At 74.2% G+C, this 18,064-nt stretch carries 16 protein-coding genes; 3 read left to right on the top strand and 13 right to left on the bottom strand.

The window, feature by feature from the left end:
- Positions 1-90 precede the first annotated feature (90 nt).
- Complete coding sequence (locus AB0L21_RS20715; RefSeq protein WP_365785534.1) at positions 91-1,509, bottom strand: FAD-dependent oxidoreductase; 1,419 nt, start codon at positions 1,507-1,509, stop codon at positions 91-93.
- Between the two features lie 61 nt (positions 1,510-1,570).
- The gene (locus AB0L21_RS20720) at positions 1,571-2,542 is read right to left on the bottom strand and encodes a DUF4349 domain-containing protein (RefSeq protein WP_365785536.1); all 972 of its coding nucleotides are present in this window, start codon (positions 2,540-2,542) and stop codon (positions 1,571-1,573) included.
- A 158-nt stretch (positions 2,543-2,700) separates the two neighbouring features.
- Between AB0L21_RS20720 and hemG the strand changes: the two genes are divergently transcribed.
- A complete protein-coding gene (gene hemG, locus AB0L21_RS20725) occupies positions 2,701-4,170 on the top strand; it encodes a protoporphyrinogen oxidase (protein WP_365785538.1) in 1,470 nt (489 codons plus the stop codon).
- Positions 4,171-4,175: 5 nt separating this feature from the next.
- Positions 4,176-4,907: a hydrogen peroxide-dependent heme synthase gene (gene hemQ / locus AB0L21_RS20730; RefSeq protein WP_365704257.1), complete on the top strand. Its 732-nt coding sequence runs from the start codon at positions 4,176-4,178 to the stop codon at positions 4,905-4,907.
- A 113-nt stretch (positions 4,908-5,020) separates the two neighbouring features.
- On the opposite strand, the gene AB0L21_RS20735 is transcribed toward hemQ, so the two are convergent.
- The 5 genes from AB0L21_RS20735 to AB0L21_RS20755 form a co-directional block, all read right to left on the bottom strand.
- A complete protein-coding gene (locus tag AB0L21_RS20735) occupies positions 5,021-6,679 on the bottom strand; it encodes an alpha/beta hydrolase (protein WP_365785540.1) in 1,659 nt (552 codons plus the stop codon).
- Positions 6,680-7,155: 476 nt separating this feature from the next.
- Positions 7,156-7,935: a TIGR04222 domain-containing membrane protein gene (locus tag AB0L21_RS20740; protein ID WP_365785542.1), complete on the bottom strand. Its 780-nt coding sequence runs from the start codon at positions 7,933-7,935 to the stop codon at positions 7,156-7,158.
- Positions 7,936-8,032: 97 nt separating this feature from the next.
- Complete coding sequence (locus tag AB0L21_RS20745; protein ID WP_365785544.1) at positions 8,033-8,872, bottom strand: DUF4142 domain-containing protein; 840 nt, start codon at positions 8,870-8,872, stop codon at positions 8,033-8,035.
- A gap of 263 nt (positions 8,873-9,135) precedes the next feature.
- Entirely contained in the window at positions 9,136-10,461 is a 1,326-nt protein-coding gene (locus AB0L21_RS20750; RefSeq protein ID WP_365785546.1) for a DUF692 domain-containing protein, read from the bottom strand.
- A 175-nt stretch (positions 10,462-10,636) separates the two neighbouring features.
- Positions 10,637-11,356 carry a peptidyl-tRNA hydrolase gene (locus tag AB0L21_RS20755; protein ID WP_365785548.1) on the bottom strand — a complete coding sequence of 240 codons (720 nt, stop codon included), beginning with the start codon at positions 11,354-11,356 and terminating at the stop codon, positions 10,637-10,639.
- 78 nt (positions 11,357-11,434) lie between these two features.
- Between AB0L21_RS20755 and AB0L21_RS20760 the strand changes: the two genes are divergently transcribed.
- Positions 11,435-11,686 carry a DUF6086 family protein gene (locus AB0L21_RS20760; protein ID WP_365785550.1) on the top strand — a complete coding sequence of 84 codons (252 nt, stop codon included), beginning with the start codon at positions 11,435-11,437 and terminating at the stop codon, positions 11,684-11,686.
- On the opposite strand, the gene AB0L21_RS20765 is transcribed toward AB0L21_RS20760, so the two are convergent.
- The 6 genes from AB0L21_RS20765 to AB0L21_RS20790 all read right to left on the bottom strand — a co-directional run bounded on the left by AB0L21_RS20765 (position 11,628) and on the right by AB0L21_RS20790 (position 18,058).
- Positions 11,628-11,810 (bottom strand): hypothetical protein, encoded by a 183-nt coding sequence (locus AB0L21_RS20765; protein ID WP_103811580.1) that lies wholly within the window; start codon positions 11,808-11,810, stop codon positions 11,628-11,630. The two genes, AB0L21_RS20760 and AB0L21_RS20765, sit on opposite strands and share 59 nt — an antisense overlap.
- 18 nt (positions 11,811-11,828) lie before the next feature.
- A complete protein-coding gene (locus AB0L21_RS20770; RefSeq protein WP_365785552.1) occupies positions 11,829-12,674 on the bottom strand; it encodes a polysaccharide deacetylase family protein in 846 nt (281 codons plus the stop codon).
- 63 nt (positions 12,675-12,737) lie between these two features.
- Positions 12,738-14,306 (bottom strand): FAD-dependent oxidoreductase, encoded by a 1,569-nt coding sequence (locus AB0L21_RS20775; RefSeq protein ID WP_365785554.1) that lies wholly within the window; start codon positions 14,304-14,306, stop codon positions 12,738-12,740.
- Positions 14,307-14,738: 432 nt separating this feature from the next.
- Entirely contained in the window at positions 14,739-15,608 is an 870-nt protein-coding gene (locus tag AB0L21_RS20780; protein WP_365785556.1) for a PPK2 family polyphosphate kinase, read from the bottom strand.
- 42 nt (positions 15,609-15,650) lie between these two features.
- The gene (locus tag AB0L21_RS20785) at positions 15,651-16,475 is read right to left on the bottom strand and encodes a slipin family protein (protein WP_365704236.1); all 825 of its coding nucleotides are present in this window, start codon (positions 16,473-16,475) and stop codon (positions 15,651-15,653) included.
- Between the two features lie 104 nt (positions 16,476-16,579).
- Positions 16,580-18,058: a SulP family inorganic anion transporter gene (locus tag AB0L21_RS20790; RefSeq protein WP_365785670.1), complete on the bottom strand. Its 1,479-nt coding sequence runs from the start codon at positions 18,056-18,058 to the stop codon at positions 16,580-16,582.
- Positions 18,059-18,064 lie beyond the last annotated feature (6 nt).

Raw genomic sequence — 18,064 nt, forward strand, 5'->3', positions numbered from 1 at the left:
ACGAGGGCCCGGGCCCGGCACGCCGAGAGCACGCACCTGACGCCGCGCGGCCCGCCCTCCGGGCGGACGACGGGAGTTTGACGACAGGACCTAGGTGTCGGACAGACCCTGGGCGGCCCGTACTTTCGCCGCGGCCTTTCTCGCCGCCACCAGGACCGGGTCCCACACCGGTGAGAACGGCGGGGCGTAGCCCAGGTCCAGGGCTGTCATCTGTTCCACCGTCATCTGCGCGGTGAGCGCCACCGCCGCGATGTCGACCCGTTTCGCCGCCCCCTCCCTGCCGACGATCTGCACGCCCAGCAACCGGCCCGTGCGGCACTCGGCGAGCATCTTGACCGTCATGGGGGCGGCACCGGGGTAGTAGCCGGCGCGGCTGGTCGACTCGATGGTGACCGTCTCGAAGCGCAGGCCTACCCGGCGGGCGTCCTTCTCCCGCAGGCCGGTGCGGGCGATCTCCAGGTCGCAGACCTTGCTGACCGCCGTACCCACGACACCGGGGAAGGTGGCGTAGCCGCCGCCGGCGTTGGTGCCGATGACCTGGCCGTGCTTGTTGGCGTGGGTGCCGAGCGGGACGTACTGATCCTGCCCGGAGACCAGGTTCAGCACCTCCACGCAGTCGCCGCCCGCCCAGATGTTCTCGTGGCCGCGCACCCGCATCGCGAGGTCGGTGAGCAGGCCGCCGTGGACGCCGAGCGGGAGGCCGGCCGCCCGGGCGAGCGCGGTCTCCGGGCGGACGCCGATGCCCAGGATCACCAGGTCCGCCGGGTACTCGGCGTGCTCGGTGGCCACCGCGCGCACCCGGCCGTCGTCCCCGGTGAGGACCTTGGTGACCTCCGCGTTGTTCACCATGGTGATGCCGAGGCCCTCCATGGCCCGGTGCACCATCCGGCCCATGTCCGGGTCGAGCGTCGACATGGGCTCCTTGCCGCGGTTGACGACCGTCACCTCGAAACCCCGGCTGATCAGCGCCTCGGCCATCTCGACGCCGATGTAGCCGGCCCCGACGACCACCGCCCTGCGCCCACGCGTGCGGGCCAGCGTGTCCAGCAGTGCCTGGCCGTCGTCCAGGGTCTGCACGCCGTGCACGCCGGGGGCGTCCACGCCGGGCAGGTCCGGGCGGACCGGGCGGGCGCCGGTGGCGATGACGAGCCGGTCGTACGGCGTCCAGGACTCGGCGCCGGAATCCACGTCACGCGCGCGTACCCGCTGTCCCGGCACGTCGATCTCCGTGACCTCCGCGCGCAGCCGCAGATCGATCCCGCGCGCCCGGTGCTCCTCGGGTGTCCGGGCGATGAGGCGGTCCCGCTCGGGGACCTCGCCGCCCACCCAGTACGGGATGCCGCACGCCGAGAAGGAGGTGAAGTGCCCGCGCTCGAAGGCCACGATCTCCAGCTCCTCGGGGCCCTTCAGCCGTCGCGCCTGCGACGCCGCGGACATGCCCGCGGCGTCGCCGCCGATCACGACCAGCCGTTCCCTGCCGTCGCCGCCCCGCCCACCGCTCATGCTCATGGGACCACGCTACGGGGCGCGGCTCCTTCCGTCCCGGCCGCCCTCCCCGGCTCCGTCCGGCTCAGTCACCCTCGCCCCGCTCGGCCGTCCGGGCGGAGTCCGGTGCCGGGCGGGCCGACGGCAGCGGGCCGAGCGCGGTCGTCGCGGGCGCGGGCTCGGCGCGCCGCGGCAGCCGGGGCCGTACGACCCGCAGCCACAGCAGCGCCAGCAGCGCGGCGAGGGCCACGAACGGCAGGGCGGCACCGAGCGCCAGCGCGATCCAGCGCAGCACGTCGACGAACACGTGCCAGCCGCCCGCCAGCGCGTCCGTGAAGCCCGGCGAGTCGTCCGCCTGCCGTACCGGGGTCTCGGACAGCGACAGGGTGATGGTGGCCAGACTCGTCCGGTCCTTCAGGGACGCCTGCCGGGCCAGCAGTGCCTCCAGATCGGCCTGGCGGCCGCTCAGCTCCCCCTCCAGGGCGACGACGTCGCTCAGCTTGGTCGCCCTGTCCATCAGCGCGCGGATCCTGGCCACGCTGGCCCGCTGCGACTTCACCCGGCTGTCCACGTCCACGACCTGGTCGGTGACGTCGACCGCCTTCGCCGTGCGGTCGACCACCCGGCCCGCGCCCTGGAGGCCGGTGAGGACCTCGTCGTACTTCTCGGAGGGCACGCGCAGCACGACCCGGGTCTGCTCGTGCCCGTCGGTGTCCCGGCTCGTCGTCTCGTTGCCGACGTAACCGCCCGCGTCCTCGGCGGTCGTCCGGGCCGCTTCCAGGGCCTTGGACACGTCCTTGACCTCGACGGTGAGGGACGCGGTGCGGATGATCGCGTCCGGGGTGAGCTTCGGTGTCCCGCGTGCGGCCCTGTCGTTGCCGGCCTTGCCGTCGGCCGTGCCGCCGGGGGCGCCGGCCGCCTCGGCCCTGCTGTCCGAGGCGGCCTTCGAGGAGCCGCCCGTGTCGTCGGCGCCGGCGCACCCGGCGAGCACGAGGGAGGCGGCGAGCAGGACCCCGGCCAGGGCCCGGCGGCGACGTGCGGTGTGTGGTGTGCGCATGGGCGGTACCCCCGAGGGCTGTGGGCTGTGACGGTCCTTCGACGGCCGGCCGGGCGGGGAACGTTCGACGGCGCCGGTTCCGATGCGGTCACGGTCCGGACTCGTCCCGGACACCGCCTCCCGGCGGGAGTGTCAGTGGGGTCTGAGAGAGTGGGGGCATGAGCACAACGGGTAGCGGCGCGCCGGGCGGGAGCCCGGGGCACGTCGTCGTCATCGGGGCCGGCATCGCCGGGCTGGCCGCCGCGCACCGGCTGCTGGGGCGCGGAGCGCGGGTGACCGTGCTGGAGGCCGGCGACCGGGTCGGCGGCAAGCTGCTGCCCGGCGAGATCGCCGGCGTGCGGGTCGACCTGGGCGCCGAGTCCATGCTCGCCCGCCGCCCCGAAGCGGTGGCCCTCGCGCGCGAGGCCGGACTGGGCGAGCTGCTCCAGCCGCCCGCCACCGCGACCGCCTCGATCTGGACCCGGGGCGCCCTGCGGCCCATGCCCAAGGGCCATGTGATGGGCGTGCCCGGTACCGCCGCCGCCCTCGCCGGCGTCCTCTCGGACGAGGGCCTGGCCCGCATCGAGCGCGACGCCGACCTGCCCCGCACCGACATCGGCGACGACGTGGCCGTGGGGGAGTACGTGGCGGCCCGGCTCGGCCGGGAGGTCGTCGACCGGCTCGTCGAACCCCTGCTCGGCGGGGTGTACGCGGGCGACGCCTACCGCATCTCGATGCGCTCCGCCGTCCCGCAGCTCTTCCTGGCCGCCCGCACCCACGCCTCCCTCACGGAGGGCGTCCGGGAGATCCAGGCCAAGGCCGCCGCACAACGGCAGACCGGGCCGGTCTTCATGGGCATCGCCGGCGGGGTCGGGCGGCTGCCGCTCGCCGTCGCCGACTCGGTGCGCGCGCGGGGCGGCGAGATCCTGACCGGCACGCCCGCGCGTGCACTGCGCCGGGAGGCGGCCGGCGGCTGGCGGATCACCGCCGGGGAGCGGGTGCTGCACGCCGACGCCGTGATCGTCGCCGTACCCGCCCCGGCCGCCGCCGCCCTGCTGCGCGCCGAGTCCCCGGGCGCCGCCGCCGAGCTGGCCGCCGTCGAGTACGCCTCGATGGCCCTGGTCACCCTCGCCTACCGGCGCGCGGACCTGAGCCTGCCCGAGGGCAGCGGCTTCCTGGTGCCGCCCGTCGACGGCCGCACCATCAAGGCCTCCACCTTCGCCTCCCAGAAGTGGGGCTGGATCGCCGAGGAGGACCCGGACGTGGTCGTCCTGCGCACGTCCGTGGGCCGCCACGGCGAGACGGAGGTCCTCGGCCGGGACGACGCCGACCTGGTGGAGGTCTCCCGGCACGACCTGCGGGAGGCCACCGGCCTGGCCGCCGTCCCCCTGCGGACCCGGGTCACCCGCTGGACCGACGGCCTGCCGCAGTACCCCGTCGGGCACCACGCGCGCGTGGCCCGCGTCCGGGAGCAGATCGCCAAGCTCCCGGGGCTCGCGGTGTGCGGCGCGCAGTACGACGGCGTCGGCATCCCGGCCTGCATCGCGAGCGCGTACGCGGCGGTGGACCAGCTCGGCGGCGACCTCACCGGGGTCCGGGAGCTGACGGCCGACCCGGTGCAGAGTCTGCACGGCGGAGCGGGAGAATAGGGACCATGAGTGACGACGCCCCCACCACCGAGTCCGGCAGGATCCCGAACAAGGGCAAGCTGGCCAAGGACCTCAACGAGGTCATCCGCTACACCCTCTGGTCCGTCTTCAAGCTGAAGGACGTCCTCCCCGAGGACCGCGCGGGATACGCCGACGAGGTCCAGGAGCTGTTCGACCAGCTCGCCGCCAAGGACGTGACGATCCGCGGCACCTACGACGTCTCCGGCCTGCGCGCCGACGCCGACCTCATGATCTGGTGGCACGCCGAGACCAGCGACCAGCTCCAGGAGGCGTACAACCTCTTCCGCCGCACCAGGCTGGGCCGCGCGCTCACCCCCGTGTGGTCGAACATGGCGCTGCACCGCCCCGCCGAGTTCAACCGCTCGCACATCCCGGCGTTCCTCGCCGACGAGACGCCCCGCAACTACGTGAGCGTCTACCCGTTCGTGCGCTCCTACGACTGGTACCTGCTGCCCGACGAGGACCGGCGCCGGATGCTCGCCGACCACGGCAAGATGGCCCGCGGCTACCCGGACGTGCGCGCCAACACGGTCGCCTCGTTCTCCCTCGGCGACTACGAGTGGATCCTGGCCTTCGAGGCCGACGAGCTGTACCGCATCGTCGACCTCATGCGCCACCTGCGCGGCTCCGAGGCCCGCATGCACGTCCGCGAGGAGGTCCCGTTCTTCACGGGCCGCCGCAAGAGCATCGCGGACCTGGTGGCGGGCCTGGCCTGACAGCGCCCCTGACGGGCACGGGGCTGTGCCGATATGCGGCTCCGCGTGTGCGCGATCAGCCACGACGACGCGACAGCCACCCGCGGGCATGGAGCGGCACCCCAGTGGGCGGCCTAACGCCCGTCGGCCTTGTCCTTGAGCGCGTCCCGCCGAACCCCCTCGTCGGCCGAACCGCCGGAGGCGACCGGTTCAGGGCGCGGCGCGCACGACGCGTGCCGCGCCGGGGCGCGGCCCTCCAGCAGATACGCCTCCAGGTACCCGTTGACGCACCTGTTGGGCCCGCCCGCGACGCCGTGCGTGCCCGCGTCCCGCTCGGTCACCAGCACCGAGCCGGCCAGCCGCCGGTTCATCTCCAGCGCGCCCTGGTACGGCGCGGCGGCGTCCCGCTCGGCCGCCAGGATCAGCACCGGCGGCAGCTCACCGAGCCCCGTCCGCACGTCCACCGGCCGCTGCCGGGGCACCGGCCAGTAGGCGCACGGCAGGTTCATCCACGCGTTGTCCCAGGTCTCGAAGGGTGCCACCCGGGCGAGCCGCGTGTTGTCCCGGTCCCACACCGCCCAGTCCGTCGGCCAGGACGCGTCGTTGCACTCCACGGCCGTGTACACCGCGCTGCCGTTCTCCGCCTCGGCGGCGCTCTCCGGGCCCGGCGTGGCCAGCCGGACCAGCGGCCCGGGGTCGCCGTGCAGATACGCCGAGAGCGCTGCCGCGCGGCTCGGCCAGAAGTCGTCGTAGTACCCGGCCATCAGGAAGACGTTCTGCAACTGGCCGGGCCCGACCGTCCCGCCCGCCGCCTTCCCGGCCAGCCGTTCGCGCGCGGTGTCGTAGCTGCGCTGCACCCGCGCGGGCGTGGCACCGAGCCCGTACACGTCGTCGTGCCGGGCGATCCAGTCACGGAAGTCCGCCCAGCGCTCCTCGAACGCCGCCGACTGGTCCAGGTTGCTGCGGTACCAGATCTTCTGTGGGTCCGGGTTCACCGCCGAGTCCAGCACCATGCGCCGCACGTGGGAGGGGAACATCGTCGCGTACAGCGCGCCGAAGTAGGTGCCGTACGACGCCCCCATGAAGGTCAGCCGGTCCTCGCCCAGCGCGGCCCGCAGGACGTCCAGGTCACGGGCGTTGTTGAGCGAGTTGTAGAACCGCAGCCCGCTCCCGGACCGCTGGGCGCAGCCGCGCGCGTACGCCTGCGCCTGCGCGATGCGCTGCCGCTTGTACGCCTCCGACGGATGCGTCGGTGACGCCGTGGGCGCCTTGAAGAAGCGCTCCGGGTCCTCGCAGGACAGCGGCGCCGACCGGCCCACTCCGCGCGGAGCGTAGCCGACGAGGTCGTAGGCGGCGGCGATCCGCTGCCACTCCGGGGTCGTGCCGAGGAGCGGGAAGTACATGCCGGAGGCGCCGGGGCCGCCCGGGTTGAAGACCAGGGCGCCCTGCCGGGGAACCCTCCGCTTGCTGTTGCGCGGGTCCGTGTGGGTGGCCCGGGCGCGGCTGACGGTCAGCCGGATCTGCTTGCCGTTCGGGTGGGCGTAGTCCAGCGGGACGCTCACCGTGCCGCACCGCACGCCGGCCGGCGCCTCCGGGACGTCGGCGGCGGAGCACGCACCGAAATCGATCCCGGCCGCCCGGGCGCGGGCCACGGCCACCGCGGTGCCGCGCAGCTCGGCCGTGCCGGGGGCGCCCATCGTGTCGGGGGCACCGGGTGTGCCGCCCGCCGGGGCCGCGGCCAGGGTGGTCAGGAGCAAGGAACCGGCGGCCGAGTAGAGGGCGGCAGCTTTCATCGCGTATCCCTTCGGTGCGCGGCGGCGATGGCACGGCTGCCACGGCCCGGCGACGACAGAAGGGATATTTCGGTCGGCCGTGGGGGAAGGCAAGCACCGTCGGGCCGGTGTCGGCCCCAATGCCCCTATGCGCCCCCGGCAGCCGCCCTCGCTCCGCGGGCTTCCGCTACGTCCGCCGGGGCGGGTCGCGTGGGGGAGGGGCCCTTCGCTTCCGCCGGGGATGGGTCGCGGTGGGGGGCGCTCAGTTCCGCTGGGCGGGTCGGGTGGGGTGCGCTCAGTTCTGCTGGGCGGGTCGTGGTGGGGGGAGGGCGCTCGCTTCCGCCAGGCGGGTCGCAGTGGGGGAGGGGCTCCGTAGCCCCGGTCCGCAGCCTCGCCGGGGCAGGGGCGTGGTGGGAGAGGGGCATCACCTTGCGGGGCTGCTGGCGGTGTGCGAGAGCTTTACTCCCGGCGGGGCTGAGGGCGGTGACGGAGGGCGTTCACCGCTGCCAGGGCTGGTCGCGGTGGGTGAAGGCCGCGCGCAGCTCCGGTTCGCCTATCGCGCGGATGCCGCGTACGGCGACGGAGGTGAGGAACGACCGCTCGTCACCCGCCGGCTTCCCGGCCAGCGCGCTCAGCAGCCGCTGCCCGGCCGGGGAGGCCCAGCGCGAGTACGGATGCACCTCGAACCGGGCGATGGCCAGACAGCTCAGCGCCAGCGTGAGGGGCAGGACGAACCACAAGCCCACCAGCAGGCGGGGCGTCCCGGTCTGGACGGGCAGCAGCAGCGCGGTCACGCCCAGTGCCGCCACGGCCAGCACGGAGGCCCGCACCTGGCGGACGGCGGCCCCCACGGTCGTCCCCGTGCCCTCGGGCACCGCGAGACCCGCGCGGACCAGCCCGTCGGCCAGCCGGCGCACGGCCTCCGCGCCGGCCGCCCGCGCCCGTACCGGAGCGATCCGCGACTGCCCCTCGGGCCCTATGGCCCCTATGACGGACCGCTCCATCTCGTCGCGCCCCCGTGGATCCACGACCGTGGCCCAGCCGGTGTGCGCGAGCAGCAGCCGGCGCTGGCGGGCCATGGACACCAGGGTCACATCGGCGACCCGCGCGGGGCCGCCGGAGAGGAAGGCCGCCTCGTACAGCGTCAGATCACGCTCCCCGTCCGTCGACGTGTCAGGCACGTCCGCGGCTGCCGCCCGGACGGCCGCCAGGCACAGCCGGGTGCAGGCCGTACCGGCGAAAGCCCAGGCCAGGAGCAGGAGAAGGACCCAGAACATGACGTGTTTCTATGCCAGAGGACTGGGCGGGCGCCATGCCCTTTCCACGATCCGGACGGAGTGTTGCCGGTATGTGACGTTCCGTTTTCCGGGCTGGTCAGGGGCTGCCCGTGGCCGGCGGCGGGCTGCTCGTGGCCGGCGGCAGCGAGACGGTCTCGCCGGGCGACGTCCCGCCCTGCGACGTCCCGCCCTGCGACGTCCCGCCCTGCGACGTCTGGCCCGGTGACGGCTCGACCGGTACGGCGGCGCTCGGATCGACCTCCGGCGGGGTCGGCACCGGAGAGGCGGAGGCCGCGAGGTCCCTGGCCAGTGCGGCGAAGTCGACGTACCCGGTCGCCTCCAGGACCTTGATGTGGTCCAGCACGGTCGCGTTGGCGTCGTCGGCGAGATCGCGGACCAGGACGTTCTGGGTGCCGGCCCGGACCTGCGCGACCAGGGAGAACACCCGGCCGTGCGCGAGCCGCAGGAGGCCGGCGAACTGGCGGTCGAAGTCCTGGCCCTCGGCCGTGTCCAGCGTGGCGAGCCACTGCTTCTGCTGCTCGTTCGGCTCGTTGGGCAGGGCGATGCCGAGCTGGGTGGCAACCGTCCGGACGTGCGCGTCGAGGGAGGTGTGGCCGTCGACGAGGTGCCGGCCGGCCGTGCGGACGGCGGGCGTGGTCCCCTTCCGCTGCGCCAGCTCCCCGGCGGGCAGCTCCCACAGCCCGGCAAGCCGGACCTTTGTGACGAAGTCCCGGTCCTGCGCGGACAACGGGCCGTACGGCGTCGTCACCGTCTGCGCACTGAGCACGCTCGCGCTCGCCGGGTCGTCCTGCCGGTCGGCGTACGACCACAGCGGGACGAGCAGCGCGACGACCGTCGCCGCCAGGGCGGTGACGATGAGCCCGGTGCCGCTGAATATGCCTCGGCCGTTGATCGGGGGTCGCGGTCGCGGTCGCATGGTGCCTCCTGCGCCGCACGCCGGGGTGTGCTTGGGGGCGGGTGCGGGGTTGGCATATTACTGGGGGGTCGGCGGGGCTTTCGGGTGCGGGTGCGTCGTGGCTGGTCGCGCAGTTCCCCCTCGGGGTTGGGGCGGCGGTCGCGGTGCCACGGGGGTGGTCGCGGTCTCGTCGGCGGCTGCGGGTGCGTCGTGGCCGGTCGCGCAGTTCCCCGCGCCCATGGGGAACCGCAGTGCCGTCGGCCGTCGAGGCGCGGGGCAGCCTGTCAGACGCGGCGTCGCAGCACCCGCTCCACGAACCCCCGCTTCCGCGGTGCCGGTCCCGAGCGGTCCAGCCACCAGTCCCGCAGTTGGCGCCGCGCCCCCGCGTCCCCCGGCCGCCCCAGCTTCAGCAGATGCCCGGCGAAGTCCAGCGCGTCCAGCCGGTACCCCCCACGCATCGGCCGCTGCCGGGCGTACTCCAGGAACGCCTCCCGGTACCCCGCCCCCAGAATCACCGGCAGCTCGGGCGCCACCTTCGCCACGACCCCCGCGCGCTTCGCCGAGAGCGCCCGCGCCTGCACCCCCATCCGCACCCGGTCGAACCCCTCGGGCACCGGCGTCCCCGCCACCAGGGACGACAACACGGCGGCCTGCGCGACCCCGACCCGCTCACGCACGGCGGCCACCGGCCCCGCCACCGGCCGCGCCAGGACACCGACACCCCCGGCCGGCGCACTCCCGAGGGCCGGCGTCTCGCCGGCGCCCCCCACCGGACGCTCCGCCGCGCGCCCGACCGCCACCGCCTCCCGGATGGCGTCCAGCTCCCGCTCCAGCTCCGCCGGTTCGGGGAAGTTCTCGTCCCGCTCCAGGAGCACCCCCGGCGGCGCGACCCGGGCGGCGAGGCCGGTCAGGATGTCGAGGACCGGACGCGGCACGGGATGCGCATGGCTGTCGTGCCAGACGCCGTCGCGCTCGAAGCCGCCCGCGACATGGACGTAGGCGATCGCCTCAAGGGGCAGCGCGGCCAGCGCCTCGGCGGGGTCCTCGCCCCGGTTGACGTGGTTGGTGTGCAGGTTGGCCACGTCGATCAGCAGCCGTACGCCGGTCCGCTCGACCAGCTCGGACAGGAACTCGCCCTCGGTCAGCTCCTCACCGGGCCACGAGAACAGCGCGGCGATGTTCTCCAGGGCCAGCGGCACCGGCAGCGCGACCTGCGCGATACGGACGTTCTCGCACAGCACGTCCAGCGCGTCCCGGGTGCGCGGTACGGGCAGCAGATGGCCGGCCTCCAGGCGCGGGGAGGCGGTGAGCGCGCCGCCCGCCCGGACGAAGGCGATGTGCTCGGTGACCAGCGGCGAGCCCAGTGCCTCCACCCGCTCGGCGAGCGCCGTCAGCCGCCCCTCGTCGGGCCGGTCCGCGCCGCCCAGACCGAGGGAGACGCCGTGCGGGACCACCGTCACACCGCGCTCGCGCAGCCGCAGCAGCGGCTCCGGCAGGTGCCCGGGGCAGACGTTCTCCGCCACGACCTCCACCCAGTCGATGCCGGGCATACGCTCCACGGCGTCCGCGATCTCCGGCCGCCACCCGATCCCGGTCCCCAGTCGCCGCATGGTGCTTCCCCCTCCTCGGCCCGTGCTGCTGCGTCGAGTGACGGGGATATGGCCCCGGCGACCGCCGCCGAACCCCCCTCCTGTCGCGTTCAGAGCAACATTTGAGGTTACGACCGGCCCGCCCTGGACGGATCCCTTCCCGAGCACATGCTGCCGCGGTCGGCCCCCTCCCCGGTCAGCGCAGGGCCGGGTGTTCCGCCACCACCGTGCAGGAGCCCGGGGCGATCTCCGTGAAGCCGGCGTCGCGGACCACGGGCAGGCCGCTGGTGGTGAGGCGGGGCCAGTCGGTGGGGGTGGCCGTGCGGACGGAGAGGGGGAAGCCGGCGTCGCGCCAGGCGGTGCGGGCGGTGGCCGGCAGGGCCCACCAGGCCAGTTGGGCGCCGTGGCCGGCCTGGGCCATCGCCTTGCCGGCCGACATCTCCAGGTCCGGGTTCAGCCAGAGGACGGGCCGGTCGGCCGGGTCGGCGGGAGCCGGAGGTTCGGGGTCGTCCAGCTCGGTTCCCGAGACCTGGAGCTTCGCCAGGTCCTTCGGCCAGCCGTCCAGCGGGACCGGCGGGAAGACCCGGACCTCCGCGCAGGTGCCGGTCACCGTGATCCCGGGCAGCGCCTCGGCGCGCCGCCACTCGGCGCCCCGGGCCCGCCGGACCACCTTCCGGATCCGGGCGTCCTCCCAGCCGCGTACCGCCTCGGCCCACTCGCCGTCGCCGTGCGCCCGCTCGTCACCGAGCAGGGTCAGGACGGCCCGGGCGGCGGTCTCCAGCGCGTCGGTACGGGCCGGCGGGGCGCCCCGCTCGATCCGTACCACGAGCGGCAGGACGAACTGGGGTGCCTCGTCGCGCGGATCGCGTGCGGGCTGGACGGGACTGTCGGCGGTGGGGGCGGGAACGTGGCTCACGGGAGCCCAGCCTACGAAGCCCCGGGCGGACCGATCAACGCGCGGCCGGGTCGAGGGGCCCGCGCGGGACATTGCGCCGTGGAGGTCTCCGAGGCCGAACCGAAGCTGGCGTCCGGTATCGGACCGAGGGGGAACGACGAGTGCCAGATCGATCCGGCCGCCTGCGGGGTCTTCGCGCCCGCCCTGCTCGCCCTGCACCGGCGGACCGGCCACACCGTCGTCCAGCGGTCCGGTCATCGGCTCGCGGACCGGCCGGCTCGTCTCGCGTCGCTCACCCCGAGCAAGCCGTGCGCTGTGCCTCCTGCCATTCGCAGACGGGGCACAGCGTGATGCCCTTGTACGACTCCGGGTACTCCGTCGGCTCCCGGCACAGCACACACTCCGCGTACGGCGGACCGTCGGCCTTCGCCGGCTTCACCGTCTCGACGATCGTGCAGTAGTCCTCGTCGCTCATACCTTCAGCGTAGGACGGTCAGCGGTGTGCGCCGCTCTGGCCGATCAGCTCGGAGACCTTCACGAACCGGTAGCCGCGCTCGCGCAGCTCCGGCACGACCGTACGGACGACCCGCTCGGTCGTCGGGGCGGCGCTGCGGGTGCAGTGCATGACGACCACCGAGCCCGGCTTCACTCCGTCGAGTACCTGCTTGACCACCGCTTCGGCGTCCGTGGCGAAGGCGTCCCCGCTGACCACGTCCCACTGCACCGCGGTCACCCCGAGCCCGCTCAGCGCGCGCAGCGCCCGCTGGTCGTAACAGCCGCCGGGGAAGCGGAAGTACGGCATGGCGTGGGGCACGCCGGCCGCGCGCAGGGAGGCGTACGCCCGCTGCACATCCGCCCGCATCCCGTCGGCGTCGACGGTCGGCAGGCCGTAGCAGTCGGCGGTGAACGCGTAGTGGCTCCAGGAGTGGTTGGCCACCTCGAACTGCGGGTCATGGCCGAGGGCGCGGGCCTCGGCCGGATACTGGTCGGCCCACCGGCCGGTCATGAAGACGGTCGCCGGCACCTTCAGCGTGCGCAGGGCGTTGATCAGGCCCGGGTTGTCGAAGTGCTCGCCGGAGGCCGCGCGGGGTCCCTGGTCGGCGGTCATGTCGGCGTCGAAGGTGAGCGCGACGGTCTTGCCCCGCGTGCGCGGGCCGTGCTCGAAGACCGGGGTCAGCCCGCCGGGGCCCGGCGCGAGCACGGGCGGACGGGCGGGGGAAGGGGGCGCGGAGACGCGGGAGACGGCCGGGGCGGGCCGCTCACCGTCCGCCGTGCCGCAGGCGGTGAGCGCCGCGGCCAGGAGGCCGACGGCGGTGAGATGACGTGCTCGTGGGATCACCGTACGACCGTAGGACTGAATGACCGCTTGTATGGTGATATGTTCCGTGGCGCGGCGGTACGGTCACCCGCGCGGCGGCGACTGCTTCCCCCCGAGGTCGGTCGGAGATGGGTCCAGCTCGCGTCGCTCCAGGGGTTTGACCGCCGGGCCCTGGATCACCGTGCCGTCGACGGCGAAGCGCGAGCCGTGGCAGGGGCACTCCCAGGCCCCTTCCGCGCGGTTGAACGAGACCAGGCAGCCGAGGTGCGTGCAGCGGGCCGATACCGCGTGCAGGGCGCCCTCCTCGTCCCGGTGGACCGCGAGCCGTTCGCCGCCGGACCGGACCAGCGCGCCGTCCCCCGGCGCCAGGTCGTCCACCGAGACCGGCGGTTTCAGCCGGTCGCCGACGAAATGCCGGGCCACCTCCGCCTGGGTCTTCAGCAGCGACGGCGCCTCGCGCACCACCGACTTCAGCCGACGCGGGTCGTACAGCTCCTGCCAGGCACAGTCCCGGCCGGTGATCAGCGCGCTCAGCAGCAGCCCGGCCATGACGCCGCTGCTCAGCCCCCAGCCGCCGAAGCCGGTGGCGACATAGGCGTGCCGGGCGCCGGGATGGAGGAGGCCGACCAGCGGGACGGTGTCGGTGGACTCGTTGTCCTGCGTGGCCCAGGCGTGGTCCAGCCGCACTCCCGGGAAGTGCACCTCGGCCCAGCCGGCGAGCCGCTCGAAGCCCGCCTGCGCATCGCCGGTGCCGGGCGTGAAGTGCTCACCGGTGACGACCAGCAGCCGCTGCCCGTCCGGGCCGTACGGCGCCGTGCGCACCGAGCGGGTGTTCTCGTCGGGCGTGATGTACATGCCGTCGGGGTCCGGTCCGTCGCCCAGCGGCCCGGCGACGACCAGCTCCCGGCGCGGGGAGAGCCGGGTGAACAGCAGGGCACGGTCGAACACCGGATAGTGCGTGGCGACCACGACGTCCCGGGCCGTCACCGTGGCGCCCGCCTCCGTCGTCAGGCGGCACGGCTCACCCTCCGTCAGACCGGTGACGCGCGTCCGCTCGTACACCTCGCCGCCGCGCGCGAGCAGATCGGCGGTGACCGCCCGCAGGTACTTGATCGGGTGGAACTGCGCCTGCCCGGTCACCCGGACCGCGCCCGCCACCGGGAAGGGCAGCCCGGTCTCCGTGGTGAACACGGCCGGCAGCCCCGCCTCCCGGGCGGCCTCCGCCTCCGCGCGCACCTCGGCCACCCGTGAGCGGTCCCGGACGTAGGTGTAGGCGTCCCGGGTCTCCCACTCGCAGTCGATGCCCAGCTCGGCCGCCAGCGCCGCCGCGTGCTCGATCGCCTCCGACTGCGAACGGGCGTACAGCCGCGCCCCTCCCGCTCCCCGGGTGCGCCGGAGCCGGTCGTAGACCAGGGTGTGCTGGGCGGTCAGCTTGGCGGTGGTGTAGCCGGTGACGCCGGCCGCGACCCGCCCGGCCTCCAGCACCGCCACCCGCCGCCCGGCCCGGGCCAGCTCATGGGCGGTGCTCAGCCCGGCGATGCCCGCGCCGATGACGGCCACGTCCACGTCGAGATCCCCGTCCAGGGCGGGGTGGGACGGTCCCGGGGCGGTCCGCAGCCAGTACGAATCGGTGACCTTCCGCTGCTCGTGCATGCCCGCCGGGTACCCCGGCCGCCCACACTCACGTCTGCCTCGGCGGCCCGCCCGCTGCGGCGCTCCCGTCCGCCTGCGTCGTTGTCCGGCCCGGCTGATGTCCGGCTGCGCCGGAGCCCGCTCTGGCTGACGTCTGCCTCCGGTGGCCCGCCCACTCTGGTGTTCCCGTCCGCCTGCGCCGGATTCCGGCCGGGCCGACGTCCACCTATGTCGGCCCCCCGGTCCCGGCTGACGTCTGCCTCCGGGCCCGCCCTGTGCGGCGCTCCCGTCCGTCTGCGTCGTTGTCCGGCCCGGCTGACGTCCACCCATGCTGGCCCCCCGGTCCTGGCTGACGTCTGCCTCCGGTGGCCCGCCCGTTATGGCGTTCCCGTCCGCCTGCGCCGGAACCCCGCCCCGGCTGGCGCCCGCCTGTGCCGGTACGGTTCGCCCCGCTCACGTCTGCTTCAGCAGTCGCTGCCGGCACTCCGCCACGTCGAAGTCCGCCTGCGGATACCGCGGGTCCAGGTCCCGCAGCTGCTCCAGCAGGAGCCGGCTGATGGCCCAGTTGCGGTACCACTTGCGGTCCGCCGGGACCAGGTACCAGGGCGCGTGCGGCGCCGCGCAGCGCTCCAGGGCCAGCTCGTACGCCTTCCGGTAGTCGGGCCACAGGGCGCGTTCGTCGATGTCGCCGGGGTCGAACTTCCAGTGCTTGTCGGGGCGGTCCAGGCGGCGCAGCAGACGGCGCCGCTGCTCGTCGTAGGAGAGGTGCAGGAAGCACTTGACGAGGGTGACGCCGTCCTCGGCGAGGGAGCGCTCGAAGTCGTTGATCAGGCCGTAGCGGCTGCCGATCTCGGCCGGCCGGGCGAGATGCCGGACGCGGGCGATGAGCACGTCCTCGTAGTGCGAGCGGTCGAAGATGCCGATCTCGCCGGGCGCGGGCAGCGCCCGCCGCACCCGCCACAGGAAGTCGTGCCGCCGCTCCTCCTCGGTGGGCGCCTTGAACGCCGTGATCCGGCACCCCGACGGGTTGAGCTGGCCGATCACGTGCTTGACCGTGCCGCCCTTGCCGCTGGTGTCCATGCCCTGGAGGACCAGCAGCACCCGGCGGTGGTCGCCCGCGGTCGCCGCCGCCCACAGCCGCTCCTGAAGCCGGGCCAGCTGCTTGCCCGAGCGGTCCGCGTCCGCCCGCGCCGCCTGCTTGCCGTCCGGGGCGCCGGGGGTGGCCCGGGCGTCGTACCGGGACAGGTCGATCCGCTCACCCGGTGGCAGCCGCAGCAGTTCCTGAAGCTTCCTGGCCGGCTCGTTCCGCGGCTTGTTCCGCACACGCGCTCCTTCCGTCCGGGTCGGGGTGCCTCAGGGTGCTCGTCAGCCGGGACGCGGTCCGCCGTCGGTGTGGGCCGCAGGCTCCCGGTCCTTCTCCGGCAGCGAGGGCTGCCCGCCCCGCTCCAGGAAGTGCAGCAGCTCCACCGGGATGGGCAGGACCAGCGTCGAGTTCTTCTCGGCCGCCACCGCCATGACCGTCTGCAGCAGCCGCAGCTGGAGCGCGGCCGGTGTCTCGGACATCTGCTGGGCGGCCTCGGCGAGCTTCTTGGAGGCCTGCAGTTCGGCGTCGGCATTGATGATCCGGGCCCGGCGTTCGCGGTCCGCCTCGGCCTGGCGGGCCATCGACCGTTTCATCGTGTCCGGCAGGGACACGTCCTTGATCTCGACCCGGTCGACCTGGATGCCCCAGCCCACCGCGGGACTGTCGATCATCAGCTCCAGGCCCTGGTTGAGCTTCTCGCGGTTGGAGAGCAGGTCGTCCAGATCGCTCTTGCCGATGATCGACCTGAGGGACGTCTGCGCCATCTGCGACACCGCGAACTTGTAGTCCTCCACCTTCACCAGGGCGCTCGTCGCGTCGACCACCCGGAAGTAGACGACCGCGTCCACCCGGACGGTGACGTTGTCGCGGGTGATGCCCTCCTGGGCCGGGATCGGCATGGTCACGATCTGCATGTTGATCTTCTGCAGCCGGTCCACGAAGGGGATGATCAGGTTCAGGCCCGGCGGCCGTACGTCCCCCGTCACCCGGCCGAGCCGGAACAGCACACCGCGCTCGTACTGCTTGACCACCCGCACCGCGGCCGCCAGATACACCACACCGGCGGAGCCCGCCGCCGCCAGGGTCACCACAAGATCCTCGACCATGGTGACCTCCTCACCCAGAGGCCGGTTTGTCTGCTGTTGCCACGATAGGCCGATGGGGCCGGGATGCCGAGAGGTCTCGGCGCCCCGGCCCCACGGGCGGGCCGTCACGCGGCCGTGAGCAGCTTCACCGGCTCCGTGCCCGCGGCGCTGTGCCGCGCGGCCCAGTTCTCCAGGGCCGTACGGCAGGCGTGGTCCAGGTGGTGCAGCCCGGACAGGTCGAGCCGGACCGGGCGGTCCTGGGGCAGCGACTCCAGACTGTCGAGGATCTTCGGCAGCCGCAGGAAGGTCGCGTTCCCGGACAGGTGCGCCTCGATCGGGCCCGCGCCCTTGTCCACGATCTCCAGCTTGACGTGGGAGGCCTCCCAGGCGGTCTTCACCACCGCCAGCGCGAGGCCGATGAGCACGCCCTCGAACATGCTGACCGCCACGATGGAGACGGCCGTGGCGGCGAGGACCAGCGCCTCCCCGCGGTGCTCGCGCCACAGCACGGTCAGGGCCCGGAGCGGGACGAGCTTGGCGCCCGCGTGGATCAGGATGCCCGCGAGGGCCGGGATCGGGATGTAGGCCAGCACGTCGGGCAGCAGCGCCGCGAACAGCAGCAGCCAGACGCCGTGCATGACCCGGGAGGCCTTCGTCCGGGCACCGGCCTGCACATTGGCCGCGCTGCGCACGATCACCGCGGTCATCGGCAGCGCGCCGAGCACCCCGCACACCATGTTGCCGGCGCCCTGGGCGACGAGCTCCTTGTTGTACTGGGTGCGCGGACCCGAGTGCATCCGGTCCACGGCCGCCGCGCTGAACAGCGACTCGGCGGAGGCGATCAGGGTGAAGGCGACGACCGTGCCCAGCAGCCCGACGCCGGCCAGTTCACCGAAGGCGCTCAGCGGCGGGGGCTGGATCGAGCCGAGCAGGCCCTGCACCTCGACGGTGGCCACGGGCAGGTCCAGCGCGAACGCGGCCAGCGTGGCGAGCCCGACCGCGGCCAGCGGGCCGGGCACGGCCCGCATCTTCGCCGGGGTGTGCTTCCACAGCAGCAGCACCGCGATCGTGCCCCCGGCCACCGCGAGGGAGGCCAGGGCGGCGGTGTCGCCGAGGGCGTCCAGGAACGCGCCGGGCACCCCGGCGATCTTGCCCAGGCCGGAGTCGGGGGCCTTCGCCGCCAGCGCCGGGTACAGCTGCCCGGCGATGATCACCAGGCCGATTCCGGCCAGCATGCCCTCGACGACGGAGACGGAGATGGCGCGGAAGTAACGGCCCAGCCGCAGCAGGCCCATGGCCACCTGGAGCACTCCGGCCACGAGCACGATCACGCCGAGCACGGGCAGCCCGAACTCCTTGACCGCCTCGAAGACGAGCACGGTCATGCCGGCCGCCGGTCCCGACACCTGGAGGCTGCTGCCGCGCATCAGTCCGGTGACGATGCCGCCCACGATGCCGGTGACCAGGCCGAGTTCGGCCGGCACCCCGGAGGCGACGGCCACGCCCACGCACAGCGGCAGCGCGACCAGGAAGACGACGAGCGAGGCGGCGAAGTCCTGCCGCAGATGGGGGAAACGGGATATGAGGGTGCGGTTGTCGGTCATCTGCGC

Source organism: Streptomyces sp. NPDC052721 (genome assembly GCF_040678315.1).
Lineage (GTDB): Bacteria > Actinomycetota > Actinomycetes > Streptomycetales > Streptomycetaceae > Streptomyces.